This is a genomic window from Halomonas sp. OfavH-34-E, assembly GCF_024124525.1.
GTDB lineage: Bacteria > Pseudomonadota > Gammaproteobacteria > Pseudomonadales > Halomonadaceae > Halomonas > Halomonas litopenaei.
Map to the genome: position 1 here is coordinate 1 of NZ_JAMXRY010000077.1, position 15,585 is coordinate 15,585.

13 protein-coding genes are annotated in these 15,585 nt (G+C 65.8%); 8 read left to right on the forward strand and 5 right to left on the reverse strand.

What is annotated here, in order from left to right; genetic code table 11:
- From NH448_RS21990 to NH448_RS22000, 3 genes are all read left to right on the forward strand, one after another.
- The coding region (locus NH448_RS21990; RefSeq protein WP_253029473.1) for an AraC family transcriptional regulator at nucleotides 1-386 on the forward strand (386 nt) is incomplete at its 5' end.
- A gap of 48 nt (nucleotides 387-434) precedes the next feature.
- Entirely contained in the window at nucleotides 435-1,379 is a 945-nt protein-coding gene (locus NH448_RS21995) for an EamA family transporter (protein WP_253029474.1), read from the forward strand.
- 109 nt (nucleotides 1,380-1,488) lie between these two features.
- Complete coding sequence (locus NH448_RS22000) at nucleotides 1,489-1,725, forward strand: hypothetical protein (protein WP_045991287.1); 237 nt, start codon at nucleotides 1,489-1,491, stop codon at nucleotides 1,723-1,725.
- Between the two features lie 96 nt (nucleotides 1,726-1,821).
- Here NH448_RS22000 and NH448_RS22005 read toward each other — a convergent pair whose 3' ends face one another.
- From NH448_RS22005 to NH448_RS22015, 3 genes are all read right to left on the reverse strand, one after another.
- Complete coding sequence (locus tag NH448_RS22005; RefSeq protein ID WP_045991229.1) at nucleotides 1,822-2,130, reverse strand: hypothetical protein; 309 nt, start codon at nucleotides 2,128-2,130, stop codon at nucleotides 1,822-1,824.
- 115 nt (nucleotides 2,131-2,245) lie between these two features.
- Entirely contained in the window at nucleotides 2,246-3,490 is a 1,245-nt protein-coding gene (locus NH448_RS22010) for a ribonucleotide-diphosphate reductase subunit beta (RefSeq protein WP_124803534.1), read from the reverse strand.
- Nucleotides 3,491-3,622: 132 nt separating this feature from the next.
- Nucleotides 3,623-6,511 (reverse strand): ribonucleoside-diphosphate reductase subunit alpha, encoded by a 2,889-nt coding sequence (locus tag NH448_RS22015; RefSeq protein WP_253029475.1) that lies wholly within the window; start codon nucleotides 6,509-6,511, stop codon nucleotides 3,623-3,625.
- A gap of 380 nt (nucleotides 6,512-6,891) precedes the next feature.
- Here NH448_RS22015 and NH448_RS22020 point away from each other — a divergent pair, with 380 nt between their 5' ends.
- Nucleotides 6,892-7,605 (forward strand): winged helix-turn-helix domain-containing protein, encoded by a 714-nt coding sequence (locus NH448_RS22020; protein WP_083970186.1) that lies wholly within the window; start codon nucleotides 6,892-6,894, stop codon nucleotides 7,603-7,605.
- A 4-nt stretch (nucleotides 7,606-7,609) separates the two neighbouring features.
- Nucleotides 7,610-9,214, forward strand: coding sequence for an ATP-binding protein (locus NH448_RS22025; RefSeq protein ID WP_222516089.1), 1,605 nt, complete (start codon nucleotides 7,610-7,612; stop codon nucleotides 9,212-9,214).
- 45 nt (nucleotides 9,215-9,259) lie between these two features.
- Here the strand turns inward: NH448_RS22025 and NH448_RS22030 are convergent, their stop codons facing one another.
- The gene (locus NH448_RS22030) at nucleotides 9,260-10,174 is read right to left on the reverse strand and encodes a LysR family transcriptional regulator (protein ID WP_045991224.1); all 915 of its coding nucleotides are present in this window, start codon (nucleotides 10,172-10,174) and stop codon (nucleotides 9,260-9,262) included.
- A 104-nt stretch (nucleotides 10,175-10,278) separates the two neighbouring features.
- Here NH448_RS22030 and metE point away from each other — a divergent pair, with 104 nt between their 5' ends.
- The 3 genes from metE (at nucleotide 10,279) to NH448_RS22045 (ending at nucleotide 14,340) form a co-directional block, all read left to right on the forward strand.
- Nucleotides 10,279-12,579 carry a 5-methyltetrahydropteroyltriglutamate--homocysteine S-methyltransferase gene (gene metE, locus NH448_RS22035; protein WP_253029476.1) on the forward strand — a complete coding sequence of 767 codons (2,301 nt, stop codon included), beginning with the start codon at nucleotides 10,279-10,281 and terminating at the stop codon, nucleotides 12,577-12,579.
- Nucleotides 12,580-12,787: 208 nt separating this feature from the next.
- Nucleotides 12,788-13,543 (forward strand): C-type lysozyme, inhibitor, encoded by a 756-nt coding sequence (locus NH448_RS22040; RefSeq protein ID WP_124803526.1) that lies wholly within the window; start codon nucleotides 12,788-12,790, stop codon nucleotides 13,541-13,543.
- Between the two features lie 191 nt (nucleotides 13,544-13,734).
- Nucleotides 13,735-14,340 (forward strand): NAD(P)H-dependent oxidoreductase, encoded by a 606-nt coding sequence (locus NH448_RS22045; protein WP_124803524.1) that lies wholly within the window; start codon nucleotides 13,735-13,737, stop codon nucleotides 14,338-14,340.
- A gap of 110 nt (nucleotides 14,341-14,450) precedes the next feature.
- Here NH448_RS22045 and NH448_RS22050 read toward each other — a convergent pair.
- A partial coding sequence (locus NH448_RS22050; protein WP_253029477.1) for a metal-dependent hydrolase occupies nucleotides 14,451-15,585 on the reverse strand: 1,135 nt, incomplete at its 5' end.

The window sequence follows — 15,585 nt, forward strand, 5'->3', positions numbered from 1 at the left end:
GGCCGCTCCCTGCGCCGCGTCTGCGTCTGCTCCAGCTGCTGCCAAGGCTACGCGGCGAGCTGGCCCACCCCTGGCGCGTCAAGGAGATGGCGGCGCTGTGCCACCTGTCCGAGGCGGTCTTCGCCCGTCAGTTTCGTGAGCTGCTCGGAGTGCCGCCGGCGGTCTGGCTGCGTCGTGAGCGGCTGGCCCTGGCGCGACAATTGCTGGTCACCCGGACTCGTTCCGGCTCGGCCATGGCCCTCAGCGAGGTCGCGCTGGTCTGCGGGTTCCACGACGCCGCCCACTTTTCCCGCGTCTTCCGCGAGGCCCATGACGTTTCTCCCGGCGCCTGGCGGCGTCAAGCCGCAACCGCCACGCACAACAGGTCAGAATCGTACAAGACCTAGTGTGGGCGGCTGGCCCACACTCGAGACCTCGGTGCTCTGGAGGTCTTTATGCGCTCTTCCTCTTCTTCATCTTCTTCCTCTGCCCAGGCGGGGGCATCCTCCGACGCGGTCGACATCTCGCGTAGGCGCGCCACCTGGATCGGTGCCACCACGGTGCTCAATTGGGCCATGCTGGCCCTCTTTACCCAGTTGTCGGGGCCCGTGCCACCGTTTCTGCTCACCGCCCTGGCGTTCGGCGTGGCCTTTGTGTGCTTTGTGGTCTATCAGTGCCTGCGCGGCGAGGCGGTGCTGGCGCCGATGCGCCAGCCACCGCTGGTCTGGGCGCTGGGCGTCGGCGGGCTGTTCGGCTACCACGCCCTCTATTTTATCGCCCAGCAGAACGCGCCGCCGGCCAACGCCGGCCTGATCAGCTATCTCTGGCCGCTGTTGATCGTGCTGTTTGTCGCTCTGCTACCCGGCGAGCGCCTGCGCGGGTTTCACGTGGTCGGTAGCCTGCTCGGTTTCGGCGGGGCGGTGCTGTTGATCGGCGGAGACGTCGACGCCGGCGGTAGCCTCCTGGGCTACGCCGCCGCCTTCGCCTGTGCCTTCGTCTGGAGCGGCTATTCGGTGCTGTCCCGGGCCACCCGCACGGTACCCACCGCCGCGGTGGGGGGCTTCTGTCTGGTCACCGCGATACTGGCGGCAGCGTGTCATCTGGCCTTCGAACCCGGCCGCTGGCCCCAGGGCAGCGACTGGTTCGGTATCATCGCTCTTGGCCTGGGCCCGGTGGGCAGCGCCTTCTTTACCTGGGATATCGGGGTCAAGCAGGGGGACCTGCGGCTGCTGGGTCTGCTGGCCTACTTCACGCCGCTGCTGTCGACCCTGGTGCTGGTGGTGACCGGCTTCGCCGCGCCTACCCTGTGGCTTGCCGGGGCGGCGGTGCTGATCACCCTTGGGATGCTGATCGGCAGCGGCTGGATTGGGCGTAGAAGGTCGTCCCGGGCGTCGGACTGATACCCAGCCGGGCGACTGTATCCTTGGGACAATAGGGAGCCTCAGGCGCGTCTTTCAAACTGGCCTCGGCGTTCGACAATAACGTCGGTCTTCAAGGAGGACGCCAGTCATGAAAGAACACGATTTCGAACTACGTTTTCGACTGCCCCGAGGGGTGAACCCCGAGGATCTCGCCGAGCGGCTGTGTGACGACGGCTGCCGCGACGCCCTGGTCGGCAGGGCCCACGATGATGAAATCGCGCTGCAGTTCTGCCGCGCGGCGGCCTGCTCCGGCGAGGCCATGCGCAGTGCGCTGCAGGATGTGATCAGGGTGGAGCCCAAAGCGAGGTTGCTGGTCAGCCGCTAGGGCTTGCCTGAAGACGCCGATGACGCCGGCAGAGCGCTCGATACACGCAAGACCCGGTGACGGGCCTTGCGCATTTTTATGCCAGTGAGGCTGTCGTCAATGACTCCTGACGCGATGGCGCGACAAGCGGGTAAAGCAGATCGGTGGGGTACTGGCCGTGCTCATGCGGTCGGTATCGGGCTGCGCCCGCCAGCCGCGATAGAGCGCCCAGCGCTTCAAAGCGTCCAGGTTGAGGTGCGGGTGGTGCTCGTCGCGGGGATCGTACTCGGGGGAAGGAAAGGCGTGGGCCAGGTGGTCGTAGCGGGCCAGGGCGCGTTCGCCGCCGTGGGCGGCCAGAGCCCGGTCCAGGGCGGACTGCCAGGCGCGGGTGTCATGCTGCTGGGGTCTTCCATTGGAAACAGCCATGCTGTTGCCCTCCTGAAATCACGTCAGAACATTGGTGGTGTCGCCATTCCCTGGTGGGGTTGTCGGTGGAGTGAAGGAAAGACGCCCGAGCCGTCAGGCCCGGGCGTCGTCTCGATCAATCCCAGCTCAGCGCGCCGCCGACCTGATACTCGGTGACGCGGGTCTCGAAGAAGTTCTTCTCCTTGCGCAGATCGATGATTTCGCTCATCCACGGGAAGGGGTTCTGGGCACCCGGGAACTGCTCCTTCAGGCCGATCTGGGCCAGGCGACGGTTGCAGATGAAGTGCAGGTACTCCTCCATGATCGCCGCGTTCATGCCCAGCACGCCGCGGGGCATGGTGTCGCGGGCGTAGCTGATCTCGAGCTCGGTACCCTCGAGGATCATCTGGGTGACCTCGTCCTGGAACTCCGGGGTCCACAGGTTCGGGTTCTCGATCTTGATCTGGTTGATCATGTCGACACCGAAGTTCAGGTGCATCGACTCGTCGCGCAGGATGTACTGGAACTGCTCGGCCACGCCGGTCATCTTGTTGCGCCGGCCCATGGACAGGATCTGGCTGAAACCGCAGTAGAAGAAGATGCCTTCGGTGACACAGTAGAAGGCGATCAGGTTACGCAGCAGCTCCTGGTCGGTCTCGACGGTGCCGGTCTGGAAGTCCGGGCGCGCCAGCGACTGGGTGTGCTTGAGGCTCCAGGCGGACTTGGCGGCCACCGACGGGACCTCGCGGTACATGTTGAAGACTTCGCCCTCATCCATGCCCAGCGACTCCACGCAGTACTGGTAGGCGTGGGTGTGGATCGCTTCCTCGAAGGCCTGGCGCAGCAGGTACTGGCGGCACTCCGGGTTGGTGATCAGGCGATACAGCGCCAGCACCAGGTTGTTGGCGACCAGCGAGTCGGCGGTGGAGAAGTAGCCCAGTGAACGTTCGACGATGCGGCGCTCGTCGGCGGTCAGGCCGTCGTTGCTCTTCCACAGCGCGATGTCCGCGTTCATGTTCACTTCCTGGGGCATCCAGTGGTTGGCACTGCCGTCCAGGTACTTCTGCCAGGCCCACTCGTACTTGAACGGCACCAGCTGGTTCAGGTCCGCACGGGCGTTGATCATCTTCTTGTCGTCGACCTCGATCCGGGCGGCGCCCATCTCGAGTTCCTCGAGGCCGGCGGCCACGTCGAGTTCTTCCAGCGACTTGCGTGCCCGGGCCATGCGGTCCTGGTCGGCAGCCTGGTAGTTGCCGGCGCTTTCGCGCACCTCATCCGTTGCCTCGGCAGCCGGAGCCGGGGTCGGCTCGGGTGCCTTCTTCGGCTCAGGTACTTCTGCGGTGGCGGTGTCGTCCTCGTGGAACTCGTCCCAGTTCAGCATTGTTGCGGTCTCCCGATCATCTGATCGGCCGACGCGCCTGGCGTCGGCGTGGGGTTGTCTGGTGGCCCCGGCGGTGCCGGGGCGAGGTGTGCGGGCCTGGCCCGCACGTCCGTCATGGCGTTGTCGCCGGTGTTACTGGCAGGCCTCGCAGCCCAGCTCGTCGATTTCCCCGGCGGACGGCGGACGCTGGCCACCCTTGCCCTTGAGGAAGTCGTCGATGCCGCGGGGCTCTTCGGCTGCGGGTGCCGGCGCCGGTGCGGCCGCCTGGGGTGCGGTGCCGTTGGAGACGGCGTTGAGCTTGCCGCGGTCCACCGTGGACTTCTCCACCGAAGTGGCGCCGAGGGCGCGCAGGTAGTAGGTGGTCTTGAGGCCACGGAACCACGCCATGCGGTAGGTCACGTCGAGCTTCTTGCCGGACACGCCCTGGATGTAGAGATTCAGCGACTGGGCCTGGTCGATCCACTTCTGGCGCCGTGCGGCGGCTTCGACCAGCCACTTGGGCTCGACCTCGAAGGCGGTGGCGTACTTGGCCTTGAGGTCGTCCGGGATGCGGTCGATGGGCTGGACGCTGCCGTCGTAGTACTTGAGGTCGTTGATCATGACCTCGTCCCACAGGCCGCGTTCCTTGAGGTCGTTGACCATCCAGGAGTTGACCACGGTGAACTCGCCGGACAGGTTCGATTTCACGAACAGGTTCTGATAGGTCGGCTCGATCGACTGGGTCACGCCGCAGATGTTCGAGATGGTCGCGGTGGGGGCGATGGCCATCACGTTGGAGTTGCGCATGCCCTGGCTGCGCACCTTGTCACGGATGCGATCCCAGTCCTGGGTCTGGCTGGTGTCGACCTCGATGTACTGCTCGCCACGCTCGGCCTTGAGCTTGTCGACGGAGTCGATCGGCAGCACGCCCTGGCTCCACAGCGAGCCCTCGAAGCTCTCGTAGCGTCCGCGCTCGGCGGCCAGGTCGCTGGAGGCCTCGATGGCGTGGTAGCTGATCAGCTCCATGGAGCGGTCGGCAAAGGCCACCGCCTCGCCGCTGGCGTAGGCGATGCCCTGGGCGTACAGCGCGTCCTGGAAGCCCATCAGGCCAAGGCCCACCGGGCGGTGCTTGAAGTTGGAGTTGCGCGCCTGGGGCACCGCGTAATAGTTGATGTCGATGACGTTGTCGAGCATCCGCACCGCGGTGCGCACGGTCTTCTTGAGCTTGTCGTTGTCGAGCTCGCCGTCGACCACGTGCTGCGCCAGGTTGATCGAGCCCAGGTTGCACACCGCGATCTCGTCGGGCGAGGTGTTGAGGGTGATCTCGGTGCACAGGTTGGAGCTGTGGACCACGCCGGCATGGCTCTGGGGGCTGCGAATGTTGCAGGCATCCTTGAAGGTGATCCAGGGATGGCCGGTCTCGAACAGCATCGACAGCATCTTGCGCCACAGGTCCTTGGCCTTGACCCGCTTGAACAGCTTGAGCTGACCGTTGCGGGTCATCTCCTCGTACTCGGCATAGCGCTTCTCGAAGGCCACGCCGTACAGGTCATGCAGGTCCGGGCAGGTGGACGGCGAGAACAGGGTCCACTCCTCGTCATTGAACACCCGCTTCATGAACAGGTCCGGCACCCAGTTGGCGGTGTTCATGTCATGGGTACGACGACGGTCATCGCCGGTGTTCTTGCGCAGCTCGAGGAATTCCTCGACATCCAGGTGCCAGGTCTCGAGGTAGGCGCAGACGGCACCCTTGCGCTTGCCGCCCTGGTTGACCGCGACGGCGGTGTCGTTGACCACCTTGAGGAAGGGGACCACACCCTGGGACTTGCCGTTGGTGCCCTTGATGTAGGAGCCCAGCGCACGCACCGGGGTCCAGTCGTTGCCGAGGCCGCCGGCCCACTTGGACAGCATGGCGTTGTCGCGGATCGCGCCGTAGATGCTCTCGAGGTCATCCGGCACGGTGGTCAGGTAGCAGCTGGAGAGCTGGCTGCGCACGGTGCCCGCGTTGAACAGGGTCGGGGTGGAGGCCATGTAGTCGAAGCTGGAGAGCAGCTCGTAGAACTCGATGGCCCGCGTCTCGCGGTCGTCCTCGTTCAGCGCAAGGCCCATGGCCACGCGCATGAACATCACCTGGGGCAGCTCGTAGCGCACGTCATCGCGGTGGATGAAGTAGCGGTCGTACAGGGTCTGCAGGCCCAGGTAGGTGAACTGGTTGTCGCGGCTGTGGTCGAGCGCCTCGCCCAGACGTTCCAGGTCGAAGTTGGCAAGCTCGGGGTCGAGCTGTTCGAACTCGATGCCGCGCTCGACGTAGCGCACGAAGGCCGGCTTGTAGAGCTCGGCCATGTCGCCGTAGGTGGCGTCCTCGGCCACGTCGAGGAACGACAGCGCCTCGCGGCGCAGGTTGTCCTGCAGCAGACGAGCGGTGACGTAGGTGTAGTTCGGGTCCTTCTCGACCAGGGTGCGGGCGGTCATCATCAGCGCCTGGGACACGCCATCGATGGTCACGCCGTCGTACAGGTTCTTCAGCGAGTCCTGGACGATCTTGTTGGGGTCGACGTTCTCGAGGCCTTCGCAGGCGTCGAACACCAGGGTCTCGATACGCCCCAGGTCCAGCGGACGACGGCTGCCGTCGGCGGCGGTGACGTTGAGGGTCGGGTGCGGCTTCTCGATGCCGCTTTCCTCGCGGGCGCGGGCGTGTTCCTCGCGGTACAGCACGTAGGCGCGGGCGACCTTCTGCTCGCCGCTGCGCATCAGCGCCAGCTCGACCTGGTCCTGAATATCCTCGATGTGCACGGTGCCACCGTCGGCCAGGCGACGGGCAAAGGTCTGCTCGATGGCCTCGGCGGATTCCTTGACGAAGTCACGGACCCGGCTGGAGGTGGCGGCATTGTCCCCCTCGACGGCGATGAATGCCTTGCTGATGGCCACGGCGATCTTGCCGGCGTCGAAGGGCACCACGTCCCCGGTGCGCTTGATCACGCGCAGCGTGTCGGGGGCGGTGACGGAGACGGACGGTCGGTCCGGGCTAGCGAGGGTATCCATGGCGCCGAGGCTCCCTATGAGGTAAAAAAAGTCGTGAAAACAGGCGTGACCAACTGCGAGAAAGAGGCAGTTGACAGGCTTCTGTGATATTGCTAGAGACACATGATGTGGTGTCTCTCTGGATATTCGGACACAAGATAGTGTGCTTCTTGCCCGTCATCAAGTGGATAAGTCTGTGGATGAGGTGTGGTCATCAAGGGGGCAACTGGGCACAACCGGCGTGGACGCCGTGGTGGCGGCCTTGATGCGCATCAGGGCGAGGGCAGGCGACAGCGCAAAATTCGGGTATCCTTGTGTTATCGCGTGTGACATTGCTCAGCACCAGTCATTCGGCCAGGTTGGATAATGCCCGGCATTCGCCAAAAGGAATGAGACCCCCTATGGAAGAACGTTCAGAGCAACGAGAACAGGATCACGTACTTATCATCGAAGATGATGAGCGTCTCGCTGGTCTGACGCGGGACTACCTCGAAGCCAACGGCTTCCGAGTGAGCCTGGAGGATGACGGCGGTCGCGGCGTCGATCGTATTCTGTCGCTGCAGCCGGATCTGGTGATTCTGGATCTGATGCTGCCGGGCGAGGATGGTCTGTCGATCTGTCGTCGAGTTCGCAGCGACTACGGTGGTCCGATCCTGATGCTGACCGCCCGGACCGACGACATGGATCAGGTCCTGGGGCTCGAGATGGGCGCCGACGATTATGTGCCGAAGCCGGTGCAGCCGCGGGTACTGCTGGCACGCATGCGTGCCCTGCTGCGTCGTCTTGACGGAGCCGAGGTCAGTGGCGAAAGCCGCTTGACGTTCCAGGACCTGGAAATCGACAACGCCACCCGCGAGGCCTGGCTCAAGGGCGAGCGTATCGATCTGACCAGCGCCGAGTTCGACCTCTTGTGGCTGCTGGCCAGCCACGCCGGTAGGGTGCTGACCCGCGAAGAAATCTTTTCCCAGTTGCGTGGCATCCGCTACGACGGCCAGGACCGCTCCATCGACGTGCGGGTGTCGCGGATTCGGCCCAAGATAGGCGATGACCCCCATCATCCGCACCGCATCAAGACGGTCAGGAGCAAGGGCTATCTGTTCGTGAAGGACAGCTGAACCCATGCGTCGCGCCCTGGCCGACAGTACCTTCCTGCGGGTCTACGTCATGCTGGCGGCGACCCTGGTGCTGGCGCTCGGCGTGGCGATGGTGGGCATGACGCTGATCGACAAGGTGCGCATCGAGCACTATCGCGAACAGCTGGCCGAGGCGCCCATGCACCTGTTGGCGACGATGATCGACAGCATGCCGCGGGGCGAGCGGCGTGAGTGGATGGCCGAGAAGTCCGAGGCGCTGGACATGTCGATGTCGATCGTGCCCCTGTCGTCGCTGTCGCCGAGCTACTTCACCCGTCTTCGACTGCAGCGCGGCGGCGTGCTGGTCGGGCGTGACAGTCCCCATGAGTGGCGCTTCTGGCGGCTGATGCCCGCCGGTGGCGCGGTCCTGCAGGTGTCGCTGTCCGGCATGTCGGAGCGCCAGTTGCGGGGCCTGACCCAGCTCAGCGGGGAATGGCTCGCCAGCCTGCCGGCGGGGGCGCGCCAGGCGAGCATCGACAGCATGACCCGTGGCGATCTGCCGGTATCGATCAGCCAGTCCCCTCCGGATATCCTCGAGCCACGTCAGCGCAACCGCCTGGCCGGTGGCGAGGTGATGATGCAGCTACTGCCCGAGCACTGGTCGGTGGTGCTGTTCATGCAGGTGACGCCGCCCGGCGAAGCCCCCTTCTGGCTGACGGTAGGGCCGATGGCCAGCTACGAGGCGCTTCCGCCGGCGCTGTTGGCGTCGATGCTGGTGCTGCTGATGGGCGCACTGGCGATCGTCATCTACCTGATCGTGCGGGGTATCGAGGCGCGCATGGCGCGACTCGAGATGGCTGCCACCCGGCTTGCCAGCGGTCGCCTCGATACCCGGGTCAAGGTCGAGAGCGGCGACTTTCTCGGGCGTGTCGGCATGGCCTTCAACGGCATGGCCTCCCAGGTGCAGTCGCTGTTGCGGGCCCAGCAGGACATGATCCGGGCAGTGTCCCACGAACTCAGGACGCCGGTGGCGAGGATTCGCTTTGCGGTGCAGATGGTCGAGGACATGTCCGAGGACGCCCTGGTCAGGCGCCAGTTGCAGGGGGTCGACAGCGACATCGACGAACTCGACGATCTGATCGACGAAATCCTCACCTATGCGCGCCTCGACAGCGAGACCATCCACGGTGTCGAAGCTTCGCCCGAACCGGTGGAGCTGCGTGACATCTGCGAGCGGGTGATCGACTCCCTGATGCCGTTGCACGGCAATCTTGACGTGCGTCTGTCTGCGGGGCCGGAGATCGAGGTCCACGCCGATTCCCGCTATCTGCAGCGGGCCACCCAGAACCTGGTGGCCAACGCCTGCCGCCACGCCCGCACCCGGGTCAAGGTCAGCCTGCTCGACGAACCCAACCAGGTGCGGGTCGACGTGGAGGACGATGGGGAAGGGGTGCCGCCGGAGGCGCGCCAGGATATCTTCAAGCCCTTCGCCCGCCTGGACGACAGCCGAACCCGCCGCTCCGGCGGCTACGGGCTGGGGCTGTCCATCGTGCAGAAGGTGATGGCCTGGCACGGCGGCACCGTCAGCGTGGACGAGAGCCCCGGCCTGAAGGGCGCGCGCTTCTCGCTGATCATCCCCCGCCGGGTCTGAGACCACCATACGAACTCACTGCGTCACGCCCCCGCTGATCTCGCCTCAGGCCGGCTTGATCCCTTCCAGCACCGCAAAGGACGTCTCCCGCGCGGTGCGCAGAAAGTCGACCATCCAGGGGGCTTCCCGGGTGTCCTCGCGGATCGCGGCGAAGAGCGTGCTCCAGACACCATCCTCGCCCAGCGCGACGGCCTTGACGTAGTCCCGCTCCAGGTACTCGGTCAGTGCCCAGTTGGGCAGCGCACAGACTCCGCGACCGCTGGCCACCAGTTGCATCATCATGATCGTCAGTTCGGCGGTGCGCACCTCCCTGGGGGTGACGCCGGCCGGGTCGAGGAACTGGGTGAACACATCCAGACGCGAACGTTCCACCGGGTAGGTGATCAGGGTCAGGTCGGCCAGATCCTGGGGCGAGACGTGGGAGCGCCCGGCCAGGGCATGCTGACGCGCCACGGCGAGCAGGCCTTCGTAGCGAAACAGCGGCTCGTAGTGAACGCCGGGCAGGGGTTGGGGGTCGGCGGTGATCACCAGATCGAGCTGCTCGCGGGCCAGCGCCGGCAGCGGATCGAAGTGGTGGCCGCCGGGGATGTCGATCTCGACCTCCGGCCAATGGTCGCGGAAGTGATCCACGGTGGGCATCAGCCACTGAAAGCAGCTATGACACTCGATCGCCATGTGCAGGCGGCCCTGCTCGTTGCCGGCCAGGCGCGCCAGGTCACGCTCGGCCATGCGCACCTGGGGCAGGATCTGTTCGGCCAGGTTCAAGAGGCGCAGCCCGGCCCGGGTGAACTCCACCGGCCGGGTCTTGCGCAGGAACAGTGGCCCGCCCAGACGCTCCTCCAGATCCTTGAGCTGGTGGGACAGCGCCGACTGGGTCAGGTGGACCCGTTCGGCGGCCTCCACCAGGGAGCCGGCGTCGCGCAGCGCTATCAGAGTGCGCAGATGACGGAGTTCGAGCATTATCGTGAGCTTCTTTCATAGTAAAGATTAAGAAGTTTAGTTTGATTCACCCTTCGGATGCCAGCGACACTTCGTCGTATCATTCATGATCAAGGTGAATCACCATGACTTTTTCTCATATTCTGGGGTATCCCCGCATCGGTGCCGACCGCGAGCTCAAGCGCGCCACCGAAGCTTACTGGAAGGGCGATGCCGATCGAGCCAGCCTGGAGGCCACCGGTCACGAGTTGCGCAAGCGTCACTGGCAGGACCAGCGCGAGGCGGGACTGGACCTGGTGACGGTGGGCGACTTCGCCTTCTATGACCAGGTGCTCAACGTGTCGCTGCTGCTGGGTGCCGTGCCGGCGCGTTTTGCTGCCAAGGCCGAGCTCGAGCGTGGTGAAGTCGATCTGGACACCGCCTTTCGCATGGCCCGGGGCCGCGCGCCCAGCGGAGAACCCGCCGCCGCCTGCGAGATGACCAAGTACTTCGATACCAACTATCACTATCTGGTACCGGAACTGCACCAGGGGCAGGACTTCCGCCTGGCCAGCACGCGGCTGTTCGACGAGGTCGTCGAGGCGCAGCAGCAGGGGCACGCGGTCAAGGTGGCACTGGTCGGGCCGCTGACCTGGCTGTGGCTCGGCAAGGAGCGGGGCGAGTCGTCCTTCGATCGTCTGGCGCTGCTCGATGGTGTGCTGGCGGTCTACGCCGAGGTGTTCGCCAGACTCGCCAAGCTGGGTGTGGAGTGGGTGCAGCTCGACGAGCCGGCCCTGGCCCAGGACCTGCCCGGCGACTGGAAGGTAGCCTTCGAACGTGCCTACCATCATCTGCAGGGGTCGGGGGTCAAGCTGCTGGTGGCCAACTACTTCGGCGGCCTCGGCGACAACCTGACCCTGGCGGTCAATCTGCCGGTGGCGGGGCTGCACCTGGACGCCGTGCGTGCCCCACAGGAGGTCGAGACGGTGGTCGACCGTCTGCTGCCTCACAAGGTGCTGTCGCTGGGCGTCATCGACGGACGCAACATCTGGCGCGCCGATCTGGCTGCCCTGCGCGATCAGTGGACCAACGCCGCCAGCCGTCTGGGCGAGCGTCTGTGGATCGCCCCCAGCTGCTCGCTGCTGCATGTGCCGGTGGACCTGGAGCGCGAGACCGAGCTCGACGCCGAGTTCAGAAGCTGGCTGGCCTTCGCTCGCCAGAAGCTCGACGAGACCGTGACCCTGGCAAGACTGCTCGCTGGCCGGGTGCGACCCGAAGATGAGGCGCTGCTGGCGGCTTGCGTGCAGGCGATTGCCTCGCGGCGTGAGTCGCCACGGATTCATCGTCCCGAGGTCGGTGCACGCCTGGCGGCGCTTGGCGAGGCCGACAGCCAGCGCCCGAGCCCCTATCTGCAGCGTGCCGAGCAGCAGCGTCGCGCCCTCGGACTGCCGCTGTTTCCGACCACCACCATCGGCTCCTTCCCCCAGACCGCCGAGATTCGCGCTGCCCGTCGTGACCACAAGGCGGGACGCCTGTCCGCTGACGACTACCACACCAGGATGCGCGAGGAGATCGCCCAGGCGGTGCGGCTGCAGGAAGAGCTGGGCCTGGACATGCTGGTCCACGGCGAGGCCGAGCGTAACGACATGGTCGAGTACTTCGGCGAGCAGCTCGACGGTTACGCCTTCACCCGCTTCGGCTGGGTCCAGAGCTATGGGTCACGCTGCGTCAAGCCACCGATCCTGTTCGGCGACGTGAGCCGTCCAGCACCGATGACGGTGGAGTGGAGCCGCTACGCCCAGTCGCTGACCGGGGCGCCGATGAAGGGCATGCTGACCGGCCCGGTGACCATGCTGCAGTGGGCCTTCGTGCGCGATGACCAGCCTCGCGCGACCACCTGCCGCCAGATCGCCCTGGCACTGCGTGACGAGGTGTGTGACCTGGAGGCGGCAGGCATTCGCGCCATCCAGATCGACGAGCCGGCGCTGCGGGAAGGGCTGCCGCTGCGCAAGGCCGAGTGGCAGGAGTATCTGGACTGGGCGGTGGAGGCGTTCCGCCTGTCGGCCAGCGGTGTAGCGGACGCGACCCAGATCCACACCCACATGTGCTACTCCGAGTTCAACGACATCATCGCCTCCATCGCCGAGCTGGACGCCGACGTCATCACCATCGAGACCTCGCGCTCCGACATGGAGTTGCTCGACGCCTTCCGTGACTTTGACTATCCCAACGAGATCGGACCGGGGGTCTACGACATCCATTCACCGAACCTGCCCGAGGTGGACTGGATGGTGGCGCTGATGGAAAAGGCCGCCGAGCGCATCTCGCTGGAGCGGCTGTGGGTCAACCCGGACTGCGGCCTCAAGACCCGTCAGTGGGATGAGGTGACGCCGGCGCTGGCCAATATGGTCCAGGCCGCCAAGGAGCTGCGTCGACGCCACGCCTGACGACCGCGCAGCACTAGAGGGCCCATGACGCCGGGAAGCGCGGTTGAAAGTTCGTCGATTGTGCGAGGGGGCGATCCCATGGTGGCAGAGCCGCGCCTTTTGACGATGTGGCTGGTAAGCTTCGCCAGTAGGCCCCGACAGGGACACGCCAGACGGCACCTGGCGGGGCCACGGAATCGTACTGATGTCGTGATCGAAGGAGCCTGTCATGTGTCGTCCCGCTGTCGTCTCACCCCTCCTTGTCGTGATGCTGAGTGGACTGGTGGGGTGCGCCACTACCAGCGCTCCCGGTCCTGCCAGCGAGCAGACCGATCGCGCGGAGCGGCGCGGTTCCTTTACCGATGCGCCGGTGGAGCAGAAGGCGCCGCTGCTGCCCTCTGCCTACTTTGTCGGTGATGGCGCTACCTTCGTTGGCTGGCGCTGTTCGCCGAGTCAGGACATGGTCTCGGCGACCCAGGAGGATTCGCTCAGGTTGTGGACCACCCACGGTGCCGAGCAGTTGCCCCAGGCGGTGGTGGACCAGGGCGAGCGTTACCAGCGAGGGGAACTCAGCGCCCATATCATTGGTGAGCGGGCGGTGATCAAGAGCTCCCGCGGTCGGCTCGAGTGCGAGGCCCGTACCCGCCGCGACTCCCTGCGGCGCAGCGACAAGCCCGGGGTGATGTTCCTGGCCCGGGGCAACGAGCCAGGCTGGCACCTCGAACTGGCCAATGACGTGCCGCGCATTGACATGAGTCTGGACTACGGCGAGCGTGAAGTGAGCCTGCCCTATCGCGTCACCACCCTGGACAACGGTGCCGGTCGAGTGATCCTGGAAAGCGGCCGCGCCGATGCGCCCTTCGAGCTGCGCATCGAGGCCGGTGCCTGCTTCGATGATATGGCGGGCACGCCCTGGCCGGCCCAGGTCACCTTGAACGTCAACGGACGTCAGCTGCAGGGGTGTGGGCAGGGCATCGCGCCCTGACGGGGGGCGACGTGGACGCGCTTGGCAAGCCGACGAAAGCGTCCTTGGCTTGTGTAGCCAGCACACGCGAATAAAGCGCCGAGCGGCGCTTTATTCGTTTTTATCGAAAGATATTCCGAGATTTATTCGCTTTTCGACAATTTTATTGGCGGTAAACTGTGCGCAGACATCATCTTCCACAGGAGCTCGCCATGACCCGCGTACTGCTTGTCACCTCATCCATCCTCGCCGACCAGGGCCAGTCCACCCAGCTGGCACGCCACTTCGAGCGCCTGGCGCGCCAGCGTGACGATATCGAGATCACCCATCGCGACGTGGTCGCCGACGACTTGCCACACCTGGGCCTCGAGGAGCTGTCCAGCTGGCAGGTGGCGGACGCAGAGCGCAGCGAGGCACAGCGCGAGCTGGCGACGCGCTCCGATGAGCGTCTCGCCGAGCTCGAGGCCCACGACGTGCTGGTGCTCGCCGTGCCGCTGTACAACCTGGGCATTCCCTCCCAGCTCAAGGCCTGGTTCGACCGTATCCTGCGCGCGGGCAAGAGCTTCCGCTATACCGAGAATGGCCCGGTGGGGCTGCTCGAGGGCAAGCGTGCCATCGTGCTGGGCGCTCGCGGCGGTCAGTACGCCGGTAGTGCTCTGGATACCCAGACACCGCACCTGCGCCATATGCTGGGCCTGATCGGCATCAATGAGGTCGAGACGGTGTTTGCCGAAGGGCTCAGCATGGGTGACGAACACAAGGAAGCGGCCCTCACCACTGCCCACGCCGAGATCGAGGCGCTGATCGCCAGGCTGTAAGCCGCGCCCGACGTCTGAAGACACTGATTCGCAAGCCGCCGTGGCCCTGGCCACGGCGGCTTGCGTATGGTGATCGTTGCTCAGGGAAGAGGCCGACACCCGGCCGGGTGTCAGCGAGCGTCGCAGTCGTCGCCTGCGCCCAGCTGCCAGCGGGAATCGACGAAGTCAGCGACACACAGCGCGGGCTGTGGTGACAGCATGCGCTCGAACAATTGCCCCATGGGGCGCTGGCTTGCGCTCATCGGTAGTTGCAGGGTCGGTTCCAGGGCGCGCCAGTTGCCATCCTGGCGCTGTGCCAGGGCGAAGCGAAACGGATGGAAGCCGGGAAAGCCCAGGCGCAGGTCGGTGGCCAGCAGACGTTCGGCGTCTCCCTTGCGCTCCACCTCGTAGCGCACAAAGGGGCCAGCGAACCAGGCCAGGCGGCGACCGCTGTCGAGCTCCAGGGCGGCAGCCTCGAGTTCGGTACCGCGTCGAAACAGTTCGACGACCGGGCGGGTATCTCCGTCGAGCAGGCCGATCAGCGTCTCGGCGTGGCGATCGCCGTCCACGGCGGTGACCCGCCACAGCAGGATCGAGAAGGGCGCCGGCTGGATCAGGCGCGGTGCCTCGGCCATGTCCACTCGGTCGAGCGCCTCGTCGGCCCTGGCATCGACCCAGCCGCGCGCGCCCAGCGCCAGCAGCAGGTACAGCGTCGAGATCACCAGGCCCCAGCTGGCGGCGCGTTGCAAGGTCGCTGGCCGATGGCCACGCCACAGTGCGATCACCAGAGCGACCAGCAAGGCCAGGGTGTAGGCCGGGTCGATGATGAACACCAGCGGGGTAGCGCTGGGCGCGGTGACCTCGAGTGGCCACCACAGCTGGGTGCCGTAGGTGGTCAGCGAGTCCAGCAGCGGATGGGTCACCAGGCACAGCCAGAAGAACAGCCACCAGCGCAACAAGCCAAGGTGCTGCAAGCCCAGGCCCTGTGCCGGGCTTAAGCTCAAGCCCAGTCCCTGTGCAGGGCGTCTGGCCCGACGCTCGGCCAGTCGCTGAGCTAGCCCGGCCAGCACCAGCGAGAGCCCCGTCAATACGAAGAGCGAATGACTGAAGCCACGGTGGTAGGTGACGTTGGCCACGGCGTCGCCGTAGTCGATCAGCACGTCCAGGTCCGGCAGGCTGCCGACCACCGCGCCGGCGAGCAATGACTTGCGGCCCAGGTGACGGCCCAGAACCGCGCCTCCCAGGGCCGCGCCGAGGGCGGCCTGG